This is a genomic window from Streptomyces sp. NRRL S-455 (assembly GCF_000717875.1).
GTDB lineage: Bacteria > Actinomycetota > Actinomycetes > Streptomycetales > Streptomycetaceae > Streptomyces.
The window spans coordinates 102,840-116,773 of record NZ_JOCT01000004.1 but is presented as its reverse complement, the minus strand read 5'-3'; the positions used below and the strand labels follow the sequence as shown (position 1 = coordinate 116,773).

Annotated in this window: 11 protein-coding genes and 1 pseudogene; 8 read left to right on the top strand and 4 right to left on the bottom strand. The window is 71.7% G+C overall.

The window, feature by feature from the left end; translation table 11 throughout:
- Window positions 1–53: 53 nt before the first annotated feature.
- Window positions 54–278, bottom strand: a complete 225-nt coding sequence (locus IE97_RS0106120; protein ID WP_030232454.1) for a hypothetical protein — start codon at window positions 276–278, stop codon at window positions 54–56.
- Between the two features lie 234 nt (window positions 279–512).
- Here IE97_RS0106120 and IE97_RS0106115 point away from each other — a divergent pair, with 234 nt between their 5' ends.
- From IE97_RS0106115 to moeZ, 7 genes are all read left to right on the top strand, one after another.
- Window positions 513–1,586: an alpha/beta fold hydrolase gene (locus tag IE97_RS0106115; protein WP_030232452.1), complete on the top strand. Its 1,074-nt coding sequence runs from the start codon at window positions 513–515 to the stop codon at window positions 1,584–1,586.
- A gap of 8 nt (window positions 1,587–1,594) precedes the next feature.
- Window positions 1,595–3,124, top strand: a complete 1,530-nt coding sequence (locus tag IE97_RS0106110; RefSeq protein WP_030232449.1) for a DUF3152 domain-containing protein — start codon at window positions 1,595–1,597, stop codon at window positions 3,122–3,124.
- A gap of 222 nt (window positions 3,125–3,346) precedes the next feature.
- A complete protein-coding gene (locus IE97_RS0106105; RefSeq protein ID WP_030232445.1) occupies window positions 3,347–5,032 on the top strand; it encodes a DUF3492 domain-containing protein in 1,686 nt (561 codons plus the stop codon).
- Window positions 5,029–6,459: a hypothetical protein gene (locus IE97_RS0106100; RefSeq protein WP_420706059.1), complete on the top strand. Its 1,431-nt coding sequence runs from the start codon at window positions 5,029–5,031 to the stop codon at window positions 6,457–6,459. The genes IE97_RS0106105 and IE97_RS0106100 overlap by 4 nt, the downstream gene beginning before the upstream one ends.
- 115 nt (window positions 6,460–6,574) lie before the next feature.
- On the top strand, window positions 6,575–7,534 hold the full coding sequence (locus IE97_RS0106095; RefSeq protein ID WP_030232437.1) for an NAD-dependent epimerase/dehydratase family protein: 960 nt from the start codon (window positions 6,575–6,577) through the stop codon (window positions 7,532–7,534).
- Window positions 7,522–8,271, top strand: a complete 750-nt coding sequence (locus IE97_RS0106090) for a spherulation-specific family 4 protein (protein WP_030232433.1) — start codon at window positions 7,522–7,524, stop codon at window positions 8,269–8,271. Before IE97_RS0106095 ends, IE97_RS0106090 begins: the two co-directional genes overlap by 13 nt.
- A 63-nt stretch (window positions 8,272–8,334) precedes the next feature.
- Complete coding sequence (gene moeZ, locus IE97_RS0106085) at window positions 8,335–9,513, top strand: adenylyltransferase/sulfurtransferase MoeZ (RefSeq protein WP_030232429.1); 1,179 nt, start codon at window positions 8,335–8,337, stop codon at window positions 9,511–9,513.
- A gap of 176 nt (window positions 9,514–9,689) precedes the next feature.
- On the opposite strand, the gene IE97_RS0106080 is transcribed toward moeZ, so the two are convergent.
- A complete protein-coding gene (locus IE97_RS0106080; RefSeq protein ID WP_030232425.1) occupies window positions 9,690–9,977 on the bottom strand; it encodes a DUF3303 family protein in 288 nt (95 codons plus the stop codon).
- A gap of 356 nt (window positions 9,978–10,333) precedes the next feature.
- On the opposite strand from IE97_RS0106080, the pseudogene IE97_RS0106075 reads away from it, so the two are divergent.
- Window positions 10,334–10,546 (top strand): annotated as a pseudogene (locus IE97_RS0106075) (site-specific integrase); the annotation flags it as partial.
- Window positions 10,547–10,672: 126 nt separating this feature from the next.
- On the opposite strand, the gene IE97_RS0106070 reads toward IE97_RS0106075, so the two are convergent.
- Both IE97_RS0106070 and IE97_RS0106065 read right to left on the bottom strand, forming a co-directional pair.
- On the bottom strand, window positions 10,673–12,145 hold the full coding sequence (locus IE97_RS0106070; RefSeq protein WP_030232419.1) for an alpha/beta hydrolase: 1,473 nt from the start codon (window positions 12,143–12,145) through the stop codon (window positions 10,673–10,675).
- A gap of 138 nt (window positions 12,146–12,283) precedes the next feature.
- A complete protein-coding gene (locus tag IE97_RS0106065; protein ID WP_030232417.1) occupies window positions 12,284–13,831 on the bottom strand; it encodes an alpha/beta hydrolase in 1,548 nt (515 codons plus the stop codon).
- Window positions 13,832–13,934 lie beyond the last annotated feature (103 nt).

Below are 13,934 nucleotides of genomic sequence, written 5' to 3'. Positions count from 1 at the left end.
ATGCGGCTCCTTTCCTGCTCAGTGGTGCTCCGTGCCGCCCTCGGCGGCCTTCGTCACCGGTAGTCGTCCTCGTCGAGCGAGACGATCCGGGCCTGTTCCGCCAGGTCGGCCTCGTTGGCGTGGCCCGGGTCGACGCCGGTCAGCGGGTCGTCGCGGTCCGGCGTGATGTCCGCGTGCTGCTCGGCCGCGTCGGCATCGGGGGCCTCGACGTCGTACTCCGGCGTTTCCGGCGCGTTCTCGGCCTCGAACGTCTCGGGGTCGGTGGGGTCTACGGCCATGCTGGGCTTCCCTTCCTACGAACGTCCCTGGGGATGCAGGGTCCACACGCGGGTGCCCTCTGCACGAGCCTAGGAGACACCCGATCCGGACGCTATGCGATCCGCGTCCGAGATGTGACGCGGTGCGCATCCCGTTGACTGCTTCTCGTATGCCCAGCCCGCGTTCCCCAAGTGGCTGATTCCTGTGACGGCGAACACATGAACCACTACGTGATCGTCTCGTAACATTGCCGCATGTCTTCGACCGAACTGCCCTTCGTGCCGCCCGCCAACGTGCTGCCGAAGGTGGGGGGCGTCAGGGTCGCGGAGGGCGAGCGGCTCCGGTCGGTGGAACTTCCCGGTGTCACGCTGACGGTGCGGTCGAGGCGCCCGGCGCGCGAGGGGCTGCCTCCCGCGCTGTATGTGCACGGGCTCGGGGGTTCGTCGCAGAACTGGTCGGCGCTGATGCCGCTGCTGGACGACGTCGTGGACAACGAGGCCCTCGACCTGCCGGGCTTCGGGGACTCCCCGCCACCGGACGACGGCAACTACTCCGTCACGGCCCACGCGCGCGCGGTCATCCGCTACCTCGACGCCACCGGACGCGGTCCCGTGCACCTGTTCGGCAACTCGCTCGGCGGCGCCATCACCACTCGTGTCGCAGCGGTACGGCCTGACCTCGTCCGAACGCTCACGCTCGTGTCGCCCGCGCTGCCCGAGATCCGAGTGCAGCGCTCAGCCGTACCGACGGGCCTGCTCGCGGTTCCCGGCGTCGCCCTGCTGTTCACCCGGCTCACCCGGGAGTGGACGGCGGAGCAGCGGGTCCGCGGTGTGATGGCGCTGTGTTACGGGGATCCGGGGCGGGTCACGCCGGAAGGCTTCCGCAACGCCGTGCAGGAGATGGAGCGGCGGCTGCGGCTGCCGTACTTCTGGGACGCGATGGCGCGGTCCGCGCGCGGGATAGTCAACGCGTACACTCTGGGCGGCCAGCAGGGGCTGTGGCGCCAGGCCGAACGGGTCCTCGCGCCGACGCTCCTCGTCTACGGCGGCCGTGACCAGCTCGTCGGCTTCCGTATGGCGCAGAAGGCGGCCCGGGCCTTCCGCGACTCGCGTCTGGTGACGTTGCCCGACGCGGGGCACGTGGCCATGATGGAGTACCCGGAGACGGTGGCCATGGCGTTTCGTGAACTCCTCGACGATGCGGGAGAGTCGGGCACGCGGCGGGCACGGCAGGCTCGGGGCGCCACGTGCGCGGCGGAGCCGGGCCGGGCGGATGCCGGTGAAGAGGCCGTCGACGAAGAACGCACCGACGAGAGCATGGGGGGCTGAGGCGCGACGTGGGACGCCACAGCCGCCGCGGGCCCGTCGCCAAGGGCGACGACGCGGACACAACCGCAGTACCGGACGGCCGGGCCGGGCCGGCACAGAGGCCAGGGCCGAGTCAGGCGCCGGACACGAGCCGGGGAGGCCGCACGGCCCCGCCCCGCACCGGGCAGACCGGCTGGCCGCCGCCGGGTGGGGCCCCGCGCCGCACACCGGGGCCACGGTCCGCCGCACCGGGCGACACGCCGCCGCACGGGGCACCACGTCTGCCCGACGGATGGCTCCCGGACGGGACGCCGGCGCGTGGCGTTCCGCGGCCTCCGGACGGTACACCGGCACACGGTGTTCCCCGCCTGCCCGACCGCGGGGACACGCACGGGGGGCCCCGCTCCTCCGGCGGCACCTCCGGCGGCACCCCTGCGCACGGCTTCCCGCAAGCCCGTGGAGGCCACCCCGAGCAGCGGGAAGCCGGCGGTGGCTGGGGTGAGTTGAGGGGCACCGGCGGCACGGCCATACCGCGACAGCGGCGGGCGCCCGTGCCCGGGCCCCGGCAGGAGTACCTCGACGCCTTCCACGAGGACGACGTCTTCACGCCCGGCACGCCCGCCTCCGCGCACGCGGCGGACGCCTACGCCTCCGTCACGGACTGGAGCGACGGCCCCGCGGCCGGGCTCCGCTCGGACGGGGTGGACGATGACGACACGCACCCCACCGGCCCACCCGCGCCGGGCAAGGGCGCCAAGGGCCGTACCTTCACCGGCATCGCGGCCGCCGCCGTCACCACGGTGCTGGCCGTGGTCGTCGCCGGCCAGGTCGCCGACGGTCGCGGCGGTGCGGACGCGCAGTCGCAGTCGCAGTCCGCCACCGACCAGGCCCGCGACGTCCGGGACTCCGCGTCCCGCGCGGACGGTCGCGCGCTCGCCCCGGAACCGGGCGCGGCACCGCTGACGTACGACGAGAAGATGGGCAGGACGTACCCGCTCGGTGCCAAGCTCAAGGGCTCGGGGAAGTTCGACGCCGTCCCCGGCATCGCCGAAGCGCCGGGGACGGGGCAGAAGTTCACCTACCGCGTGGACGTGGAGCAGGGGCTCGGACTCGACGCCGAACTCTTCGCCGAGGCCGTGCACAAGACGCTCAACGACCAGCGCAGCTGGGCCCACGACGGCGCGCGTACCTTCGAGCGCGTCTACTCCGGCCGACCCGACTTCGTGATCACTCTCGCCAGCCCCGGCACGACCGCCGACTGGTGCGCCAAGTCCGGCCTGGACACCACCGTGGACAACGTCTCCTGCGACTCGGCCGCCACCGACCGCGTGATGATCAACGCATACCGGTGGGCGCAGGGCTCACGGACCTACGGTGACAAGATCCACGCGTACCGGCAGATGCTGATCAACCACGAGGTCGGCCACCGCCTCGGCTACGGCCACGTCACCTGCGACAAGGACGGCGGCCTCGCCCCGGTCATGCAGCAGCAGACCAAGTTCATCGACCACGACGGCATCCACTGCCTGCCCAACCCCTGGCCGTACCCCGGGAGCTGACAGGCGTCACACGCGGGTGTGGCGTGCCTCGCGCCGACCGCGTCCGGTGATCTCCTAGCGCGACGGAACGCGACCCGCACAGGAAAGTTACGACCGTTCACCCCTTTTGGTGGTGCGACGGACAACCGTCCGTCGCACCACCGCCTTGTCCGCATACGTTCGTCCCGCTGCGAGCCGCCGGGACAACGGCGGCTCCCCAACCGGGAGATCGGGGGTGCACTCGTGCGCATCGGATTGCTTACGGAGGGTGGCTATCCGTACGTGAGCGGTGACGCCAGGCTCTGGTGCGACCGGCTGGTGCGCGGGCTCGCACAGCACGAGTTCGACGTCTACGCGCTCAGCCGCAGCGAACACCAGGAGGACGAGGGCTGGATCCCGCTGCCGTCGCATGTGCGCAGGGTGCGCACCGCACCGCTGTGGGCGTCCGAGGAGGACAAACCGGTTCTGGGCCGCCGCGCCCGCCGGCGGTTCACCGAGTGCTTCGGCGAACTGGCGGCCGTGCTGTGCGGAGCTTCCGGGGGTGCGTCGACCCCTGAGGCGGACCGTTTCGGCAACGCTCTGTACGGGCTGGCCGAACTCGCCCGTGAAGAAGGCGCACTGGCAGGAGCCCTCCGCTCCGAGGCCGCCGTGCGCACGCTGGAACGCGCCTGTCGTGCGCCCGGCGCCCACCGCGCGGCACGCGAGGCGCGCGTACCCGATCTGCTGGCCGTCGCGGCCCACCTGGACCGCGCCCTGCGTCCGCTCTCCCTCGACTGGTACGAGGACGACGGGCTCGGCGCGGTCGACCTCTGCCACGCCGCGTCCGGCGGTACGGCCGCCCTGCCCGGCCTGCTGGCCCGCCACTTCTCCGGTGTGCCCCTGCTGGTGACCGAGTACGGGGTGCGCCTGCGGACGCACTACCTCACCGCCCCGGACGCCCCGCCCGCCGTACGGTCCCTGCTTGCGGCCTTCCAGGCCGGGCTCGCGGCCGAAACCTACGAACGGGCCGTGGTCGTCACGGCCGGCAACACCCACGCCCGCCGCTGGCAGGAGCGCTGCGGCGCCGACCGCGAGAAGATCCGCACCGTCTACCCCGGCATGGACGCCCGTCCCTTCGCGCAGGTGGGCGAGTTCCCGGATGACGCCGACCCTGACACGCTCGTCTGGGTCGGGCGCGTCGAGCCCGCCAAGGACCTGGTCTCACTGCTGCACGCCTTCGCGGAGATCCGCAGACAGGAGCCGAGGACGCGACTGCGCATCGTCGGTACCGCCGTCGGCCCCGAGGGCGCTGCCTACCTCGGCCACTGCCGGACACTGGCCGCCCAGTTCTTCCCCGACGAGGCCGACGGCCCGCACGCCGACGGCGAGAACCCGGTGTCGTTCGAGGAGACCGGCGGGCCGGAACTCCCCGGCCGCGCCGACGCCTACGCCGTCGGCGCGGTGACCGTCCTCTCCAGCGTCGTCGAGGGCTTCCCGATCGGCCTGGTCGAGGCCATGCTCTGCGGACGCGCGACGGTGTCGACCGATGTCGGCGCGGTCGCCGAGGTCATCGGGGGCACAGGGCTCGTCGTACCACCGCGCAATCCGCGGGCGCTCGCCGAGGCGTGCGTGGCGTTGCTGCGCGATCCCGAGCGCCGTGCGCGCCTGGGTGCCGCCGCCCGCGCCCGCGCTCTCGAACTGTTCACGGTCGAGCAGAACATCGAGGCATTTCACGGCATTTACCTGGAGATCGTCTCGCGGACGCCCGTCCGCCGTGGCGTCCTCGACGGGGCGGGGGAGCCGCTGCCCTTCGCGGTTCCCGCCGAGGCCCACGTCCCGGTCCGCTGGGCTGCCCGAACGCCCCGACCGACCGCCGACGGCCCCGGCCGGGCGGCGAGCAGCCCCGTACGGGCCACCGGTTCCGTCCCCGCCCCGGAGGCAGCACGATGAACGACTCGGGTGAACTGGACCGTCCCGGAACCCCGGCCCGCCCGGGGATGCGGGGAACACGCTCGGAACAGGAGCCTGGCCCCGGGGCAGCCGGGGCCCCTCCTGCCTCGGAGACGGCTGTCGACCGCGAGCCGGGCGCTGCGGTGACGCCCGCCCACCGCCAGCCGGGTGCTGCGGTGACCGCAACGGGCCGTAAGTCGCATGCCGTGGTGACTGCCACGGACGGCGAGTCGCGTGCCGTGGTGACCGCGGCGGATGGCGAGTCGCGCGCCCCCGTGACTGCCACGGACGGCGAGTCGTGCGCCGTGGTGACCGCCACCGACCGCAAGCCCTCCCCTCCGCGGCGAGGTGCCGCCGATCCGGTCAAGGCGCTGATCCACCGTCACCGCGAGCTGTGCGAGCGCGCGGTGGACCCGCTCGAGATCGCGGCGGGTCTGGAGGCGCACGGCATCACCGACCGGACCGCCGCCCGCTTCCGGCACCGGGACGTCTTCTCCCTGGCGGAGGAGATGTACGCGCGGGTGTCCCGGGGGGAGGACGCCCCTCCGCCCGCCACACCCACCGCTCCACGGGCCCGCGTCGAGTGGGCCCTCCTGACGCTGCTGCCCGGCACGCTGTGCGCCGCCGCCGTGACGGCCCTGCACCTCACCCAGGGCCGGTCACGCCAGATCGCGGCGGCAGCCGGCGTGCTCGCCGTTGCCCTGGCCCTCCGCGCCGCCGTGCGCCGAGGCCCCCTCGGCCCGACCGACCGCACCACCCCCCGCCGGACCACCCTGTGGACCTGCTGGCTCGTCGCCTACTCCCTCCTGGGTGACGGCTTGCTCGTCAGCTCCGTCGCCGGAGGCCCCGACGGCCTGCCCGACGGCATGGCCGACGGCCCCTGGCCGCTCACTGCCGCCCCCGTCCTGGCCCTCACCCTGGCCTGCGCGCCCGCGGCCTGGATCGCCCACCTCTTCACCGCCCGCGCCCGCCGCAAGCTGGGGGTGAGCCGAGGCCTGGAGGACTTCGCCGCGGCCGTACGACCGCTGCTGCTCGGCGCCGTCGTTCTGTTCCTGGGCGCTCTGGCGGTCCTGCTCATCCTCTGCAGCAAAGCCCTGGGCGAACCCGCGGCTCTTGCGGAGGTCCTCACCCTCGGCGCCCTCCTCTTCCTGGCCCGCCTCCTCACCACCCACGGCTTCACCTACGCACCCGCCGTGGTCCTCACCGCGACGGTCACCGTCCAGGCCGCCGCCCTCGCCACGGTCTTCACCTCCCGCCTCCCCGGCTGCGGCTTCCTGGCCACCCCCGTCGAAACGCTCGTCACCACCTGGGGCGCCGACAGCGTCCCCTCCCTCGCCTGCGGAGCTGCGGCCCTGGCCCTCCTGGTCCACGCGATCCGCAAGCTGACCAGAGCCTCGGCCCACGCACCACAGGAGCACACACGGTGACGCCGTCGCGCCGGAGGCACCCGCGCCGCCGCCCATCCCGCCCCGCCAACCCCGCCCCAAGGAGGAGCGACATGACCACCCGTCCAGCAACCCCGGCCACTCCTGGAGCGGCGCGATGAGAGTTCTGCTGATCGGAGCCAACGGTTACATCGGGCGCTACGTCGCCGACCGCCTGCTCGCCGACCCGGCCGTACAGCTCACCGCCCTCGGCCGCGGCGACGACGCCGACGTTCGCTTCGACCTCGCGTCCGGCAGCCCCGGAGCCCTCACCCGCTTCCTCGACGCGGTCCACCCGGGCGTCGTCGTCAACTGCGCCGGCGCCACCCGCGGCGGTGCCCGTGAGCTCACCCGCCACAACACCGTCGCCGTGGCCACCGTCTGCGAGGCCCTGCGCCGCAGCGGCTGCGGTGCCCGTCTGGTGCAGATCGGATGCAGCGCGGAGTACGGCCCCAGCCAGCCCGGGTCCTCCACGGCCGAGGACGCCGTGCCCCGTCCCGGCGGGCCGTACGGCGTCAGCAAACTCGCCGCCACCGAACTGGTCCTCGGATCCGGTCTGGACGCCGTGGTCCTGCGTGTCTTCTCACCGGCCGGACCCGGCACCCCCGCCGGCTCCCCGCTGGGCCGCCTCGCCGAGGCCATGCGCCGTGCCATGCAGTCCGGTGACGGCGAGCTGAAACTCGGCGGCCTCGGCGCCCAGCGCGACTTCGTCGACGTCCGGGACGTGGCTCGCGCCGTCCACGCCGCCTCGCTCTCCGCCGCGCAGGGCGTCATCAACATCGGCTCCGGCCGCGCCGTGCGCCTGCGCGACGCCGCCGCCGTCCTCGCCCGTGTCGCCGGGTACGGCGGCGCCCTCCACGAACTCGACGGCCCTCCCGGCGTCCTGCGTCCGGCCATCGGCCACCCCCGCCCCGACCCCGACCACACGCTGCCGGTCGCGTACCCGTACCCGGACGGCTGCGGCAGCTGGCAGCAGGCCGACGTGCGCACCGCCCGGGACCGGCTCGGCTGGCGCCCCCGGATCGGCCTCGAGGAGTCCCTGGCCGACATCTGGATGGAGGCGGCATGCCGCATCTGACCAGCAGACGACCACGCACCTCCGGCACGGAACTCCGTCCCGGCGTCGGCGTCCCCGGTTATGCCCATCCCCTCCTCGCCCCCACCGAGTGGGGCGAGCTCACCCGCCCCGGCACCCCGCTGCACTGGGTGGTCCTCAACGTGGCCGACGGCCCCGGTGCCCGGCCCGACCCTCAGTGCCTGGAGGCGGCCGGTCGCCTGCGCAACGCGGGTGTCCGCGTCCTCGGCCACCTCGACACCCGGTACGGCACCCGGAACTTCGGGGAGCTGATCTCCGACGCCCACCGCTTCGTCGACTGGTACCAGGCCGACGGCTTTCTCCTGGACCGCTGCCCGGCGGACCACGCCGGGCTGCCCGAAGCGCGCCGCACGGTCGCCACGCTCCGCGTGATCCGGGACGCCGCCCACATCGTCCTCGGCCACGGCATCCACCCGCACCCCGGGTACGTCGAGCTCGCCGACCAGCTGGTCACCTTCGCCGGCCCGTGGAACGACTACCGCTGGTCGCAGGTGGCCGAGTGGACCGCCGACCATCCGCCCGAGCGCTTCTGCCACTTCGTCCACAGCGTGCCCCGTGCGCACCTGGGCGAGGCGCTGGGCATCGCCCGCCGGCAGGGCGCGGCGACGATCTACCTCACCGACCGCACGGACTGCGGTGGCCGCGCCGACCCCTGGGAGACCATGCCCGGCTACTGGGACGAAATCGTCTCGCGGATCGGAACGGGTGTCTCGGAATGAAAAAGCACATGGCAGTGTTACGGGGAGAACAACCGTAGTGATTGACCGACCAACGGAGTCCCCGTGTCGCTGCCACCCCTGGTCGAGCCGGCCGCCGAGCTCACCGTAGACGAGGTCCGCAGGTACTCCCGCCACCTGATCATTCCCGACGTGGGGATGGACGGGCAGAAGCGGCTGAAGAACGCCAAGGTGCTGTGTGTGGGCGCCGGCGGCCTGGGCTCGCCGGCGCTGATGTACTTGGCCGCCGCGGGCGTCGGCACCCTCGGCATCGTGGAGTTCGACGAGGTCGACGAGTCGAACCTGCAGCGCCAGATCATCCACAGCCAGTCCGACATCGGCCGCCCCAAGGCCGAGTCCGCCCGCGACAGCGTCAAGGGCATCAACCCGTACGTGAACGTGATCCTTCACGAGGAGCGGCTCGAGGCCGACAACGTGATGGACATCTTCAGCCAGTACGACCTGATCGTCGACGGCACGGACAACTTCGCGACCCGCTACCTGGTCAACGACGCCTGCGTGCTGCTGAACAAGCCGTACGTATGGGGTTCGATCTACCGCTTCGACGGCCAGGCCTCCGTCTTCTGGTCCGAGCACGGCCCCTGCTACCGCTGCCTGTACCCGGAGCCCCCGCCCCCCGGCATGGTCCCCTCCTGCGCCGAGGGCGGCGTGCTGGGCGTGCTGTGCGCGTCCATCGGCTCCATCCAGGTCAACGAGGCCATCAAGCTGCTCGCCGGCATCGGTGAGCCGCTGGTCGGCCGACTGATGATCTACGACGCCCTGGAGATGCAGTACCGCCAGGTCAAGGTCCGCAAGGACCCGGACTGCGCGGTCTGCGGCGAGAACCCGACCGTCACCGAGCTCATCGACTACGAGGCCTTCTGCGGCGTCGTCTCCGAGGAGGCCCAGGCGGCGGCCGCCGACTCCACGATCACTCCCAAGCAGCTCAAGGAGTGGATCGACGACGGCGAGAGCATCGACATCATCGACGTCCGCGAGCCGAACGAGTACGAGATCGTCTCCATCCCGGGCGCCCGCCTGATCCCGAAGAACGAGTTCCTCATGGGCACCGCCCTGGAGAGCCTCCCGCAGGACAAGAAGATCGTCCTGCACTGCAAGACGGGTGTCCGCAGTGCGGAAGTCCTCGCGGTCCTGAAGTCCGCGGGCTTCTCGGACGCGGTCCACGTCGGCGGCGGCGTGATCGGCTGGGTCAACCAGATCGAGCCGGACAAGCCGGTCTACTGAAACAGCCCTTCCGCTGACCAGTGGGACAGAAGAAGCCCACGGCTCTGACCAGCTCAGATGCCGTGGGCTTCTGTCGTTGTCGGTTGGCGTCGGGTGACCTTGGACGGCCCAGAGACGGCCCAGACTCTGCGCCCGGCCGTCGCCAGTCTGGAAGAGACGGCCTCTTCGTCGCGAAGCTACTTCAGGGCAGCGAGGCCCCTCTGCAATTCGTCGAGGTTCATGACCGGCTCAAATGTGACTTCCGCGCCCATCTCCTGGAAGAACGGGTCGGCGATGGAGGGCAACTCTGAGCTGTCCTGCATGTCGAATACGAGAATCATGGAACGCCCGCCCTCAGGAGTGAAGTAGGCGGCCTCCGGCTTCAGTCGATCGATGGCTGACTTCACGGAGTCGGGCATCGCTCCGCCCTTCGTCACCTGATTCGACATCTGGGTGTCCATGCGGGCCTTCATCATCATCCGCATCGCACGCTCTCCTCGCGCACCGCGACCTGCGCGGTTCCGTCCGCGCTCGCTGGGATCCGGTGCATCCAGCTCAGTTCACCTCCGTTGATCACCGTCCGCAACAATTACTACGCTCCGCGTGATGCCAAAGGAGAGGCGACGCGGCCACGCACAGACATCCACGAGGTCGGTGGAACGGCTTTGGGCTGGAGCTGCCATGGGGCGAGTGATCATGGCCCCTTAAGCTTCCGGCGAGTCGGGCAGTCTGTGGACCTTCCCGTTAAAGCACGACGGTTCGCCAGCATGCGGAACGGTGGCTTGCGTCGCTGACCATGGACCCGGGCACGTTCGTGGGCACCGAGCAGCGCATCCGCCTGCAGAGGCACTTCTACGCGTCCGTCCTGCTGGACGCAGGGGAGAGCGTCAAGGCTCTCTCGGAGTACCTGGGCCATCACGATCCAGGCTTCACGCTGCGCACGTACACGCACCTGATGCCCAGCAGTGAGAAGCGGACCCGAGAGGCAGTGAACCGTGCCTTCGCCGACGGCCCGGACACGGATGACGGCCCCACGACGGCCCAGGGGGAGTGAGGGTGGAGGAAACCTGCAGGTGGGGCCAGGTGTCGCCTGACTTGCCGGTCTACTGAGCCGCATCCGGCTCCCCTCTCCGAGCGGCGGGGGCTTCGGGCACCGCGGGTGTCCGAGCCCCCGCCGTCGTCATGAGCAGACCTTGCCGTCCTTCGGTACCGAGCCGTCCAGCAGGTACGCGTCCACGGTGGAGTCGACACAGTCGCTTCCACTGCCGTAGGCGCCATGCCCCTGGCCCCGCCAGGTGAGCATCACACCCACGCCCTTGCCCAGCTCGTCGGCCATCCTCCGCGCGCCCTCGTACGGGGTCGCCGGGTCGCCGGTGTTGCCGACCACCAGGACCGGCGCCGCGCCGGGGGCGCTCACCTCCGGGGTGTCGTGCTGTCCGGGCACCGGCCAGTCGTGGCACCAGCCGGCCGTGTCCCAGCCGAGGTACGTCCCGAAGACCGGGGAGATCCTCTCGAACTCCGGCAGCAGCTTCTTCGTCTCGGCCGCCGTCGGCCGCTGCCTGTCGTCCAGGCACGATATGACCCGTTGGGCATGGGTCGTCGTGCCGTACTGCCCCGACGGGCTGCGTTCGTTGTAGCCGTCGGCGAGGGTCAGCAGCTCCGAGCCGTCCCCCCGCTCGGCCGCGTCGAGGGCGCTGGTCAGCGTCGGCCAGCTGTCCTTGCTGTACAGCGGGAGGATGATGCCGGTGACCGCGAGGGTCTGGGTCAGCTTCCGCCCGGGCGCGCCCGTCGGCAGAGGCCGGGAGTCGATACGGCGCAGCAGGTCCGCGATCTTCCTCGTGCCCTCCTGAGGGTCCTGGCCGGTGGATTCGAGGTAGCCGTCGAGCGCGCGCTGGAAGCCCCTGGCCTGGTGCTGGGCATGGCCCACGGTGTCGGCGCCGGGGTCGACGACCGCGTCGAGCGTCATCCGCCCCACACGCTTGGGGAACAGGTGGGCGTAGGTGCCGCCCAGCTCCGTGCCGTAGGAGATGCCGAAGTAGTGCATCTTGTCGTCGCCGAGGACCTGCCGGATGCGGTCCATGTCCCGCGCCGAGTCCGCGGTCGAGACGTGCGCCATCAGCTTTCCGGCGTCCTTCCGGCAGCCCTCGCCGAAGTCGGCGGCGTCCTCGAAGTACGCCTTCTCCTCGGCCTGTGTGTCGGGGGTGACGTCCACCGACTCGGCCGCCTGGATCTCCTTGTCGCCGCGGCAGCGCACTCCTTCGCTGGCACCCACCCCGCGCGGGTCCCAGCTCACCAGGTCGTACCGCTCACGGAGCTTGGAGACCGTCGGGGCATGGGACGGCATCATGGACACGCCCGAGGCGCCGGGGCCGCCGAAGTTGAACAGGAGCGAGCCGAGGCGGTCGTCGCCGCGGGCTTTGGCGCGGATCAGCGCCAGCCCGATCGTCTCGCCGTCCGGTTCGGACCAGTCCAGCGGCACCCTCAGCGTCGCGCACTGCCAGTCGCTGCCCGGCGCGGGGGCGTCGGAGGTGGCCTCGCAGCGGCCCCAGGAGAGCCCGTTGCTCTTGTCGTCGTCGGGCGAACCGCTGCTGCACCCCGCGGCCAGGAGTGCCGAGGCGGCCGCCAGAGCGGTCCACCGTAGAAAACGCGACATGGGTCCATCCCCCCTTCGCATAGCCGCCCGCACCGTGCCGCGGATGGCGGTCAGGCCATGGTAGGCAGATCCCCGCGTCGACCGTTCCAGCCTGTGGATAACCACCTGACCTGCATCTTCGCCGTGATCACGACGGGGTCAGGTGCAGACGGTCCCCGCCTTCGGCACCTTCCCGTCCAGCAGATAGCCGTTCACCGCGCCCTGTACGCACTTGTTCTTGCTGTCGTAGGCACCGTGCCCCTGCCCCCGGTACGTCAGCTCGACACCGACGCCCTTGCCCAGTGCCTCCACCATCTTCCGCGCGCCCTCGTACGGGGTGGCCGGGTCGCCGGTGTTGCCGACGACCAGGATCGGCGCCGCGCCCGGCGCGCTCACGTCCGGGTGGTCGGCGGCGCCCGCCACGGCCCAGTCGGTGCAGCCGATCATGCCCCACGCCAGCGAGTCGCCGAACAGCGGTGACGCGGCCCGGAACTCCGGCAGCTTCCGCTCGACGTAGGCGGCGTCGTAGCGCGGCTTGGCGTCGGCGCAGCTGATGGCGGTGTGGGCGGCGGCCGAGTTGTCGTACTCGCCGTTCTCGCTGCGTCCGTTGTTCGTGTCGGAGAGCGCCATCAGGATGCTGCCGTCCCCGTCGTACGCCTGCTGGAGGCCCTCGGTGAGGTACTGCCAGAGCTCTTTCGAGTACAGCGCTTGGATGATGCCGCCGGTCGCCGCGCTCTGGGTCAGTTCGCGCGGGAAGACGCCCGGGATCGGCTTGCGGTCGAGGTCCTTCAGCAGGGTGGCGATACGCTCCTTCACGTCCTGCGCGCTGTCGCCGACGGGGCACCCCCCGGACTTCGACACACAGTCCTCGGCATAGTTGTCGAGCGCGAGCTGGAAGCCCTCGGCCTGCCCGAGCGAGCTCTGCTCGGGGTTCCGGGTGGGGTCGACGACGGCGTCGAACACGACGCGGCCGACCCGCTGGGGGAACAGGTGGGCGTAGACGCCGCCGAGTTCGGTGCCGTAGGAGAAGCCGAAGTAGTGCAGTTTGTCGTCGCCGAGGACCTGGCGCATCAGGTCCAGGTCGCGGGCCGCGTCGGTGGTGCGCACATGCGGCAGGATCTGCTCGGAGTTCCGCTCGCAGGCGTCGTTGAATTCCTTGGTGCTGTCGAGCAGTTCGGTGCGTTCGGCGGTGTCGTCGGGGGTGGCGTCCTGCTGGAAGTACGCGTCGAGCTGCTGGTCGTTCGCGCAGAGCACCGGGTCGCTGCGGCCGACGCCGCGCGGGTCGAAGCTGACCAGGTCGTAGCGGGTGCGCAGGGTTTCGAAGCCCTCCCCGAAGCCGGGCAGGGCCTTGACGCCCGAGGCGCCGGGGCCGCCGAAGTTGAAGATGAGCGAGCCGATGCGTTCGCTCCTGTCGCCGCTGGCCCCGGCCCGGATGAGTTCCAGGTCGATCGTGTCGCCCTTGGGGTCCTTCCAGTCGAGGGGGGCCTTCATGGTGGCGCACTGCCACTCGTCGCCGTCCGGCAGTGGCGAGGGCGTGGTTCCTCCGCCCTGGGCGTCGTCCGGTTCCGGGCAGGCCTCCCAGCTCAGCTCCTGCCGCGTGAGGTCCTCGCCCTCGGCGCCGTCGTCACCGCAGCCCGCCAGCACGCTGGACAGCAGCACGGCGGTGGCGGTCAGGGCGGCGGCACGCAGCCGAGGGAGCCTTGGCATGGTTCCATCCTGCGGCGGCGCGGGGCCCCACGCGCGGGACGCGTGCCGTACGAGGTAAGAGGGGCTGATGTTGCTGGAGCCCTGCTCCTCGGGTTTGCACGGC

What these genes read in the sequence shown, in the direction of transcription:
- IE97_RS0106120 (WP_030232454.1), bottom strand. Translation starts at nt 278, where the DNA reads ATGGCCGTAGACCCCACCGACCCCGAGACGTTCGAGGCCGAGAACGCG.
- IE97_RS0106115 (WP_030232452.1), top strand. Translation starts at nt 513, where the DNA reads ATGTCTTCGACCGAACTGCCCTTCGTGCCGCCCGCCAACGTGCTGCCG.
- IE97_RS0106100 (WP_420706059.1), top strand. Translation starts at nt 5,029, where the DNA reads ATGAACGACTCGGGTGAACTGGACCGTCCCGGAACCCCGGCCCGCCCG.
- IE97_RS0106095 (WP_030232437.1), top strand. Translation starts at nt 6,575, where the DNA reads ATGAGAGTTCTGCTGATCGGAGCCAACGGTTACATCGGGCGCTACGTC.
- IE97_RS0106090 (WP_030232433.1), top strand. Translation starts at nt 7,522, where the DNA reads ATGCCGCATCTGACCAGCAGACGACCACGCACCTCCGGCACGGAACTC.
- IE97_RS0106080 (WP_030232425.1), bottom strand. Translation starts at nt 9,977, where the DNA reads ATGCGGATGATGATGAAGGCCCGCATGGACACCCAGATGTCGAATCAG.
- IE97_RS0106070 (WP_030232419.1), bottom strand. Translation starts at nt 12,145, where the DNA reads ATGTCGCGTTTTCTACGGTGGACCGCTCTGGCGGCCGCCTCGGCACTC.
- IE97_RS0106065 (WP_030232417.1), bottom strand. Translation starts at nt 13,831, where the DNA reads ATGCCAAGGCTCCCTCGGCTGCGTGCCGCCGCCCTGACCGCCACCGCC.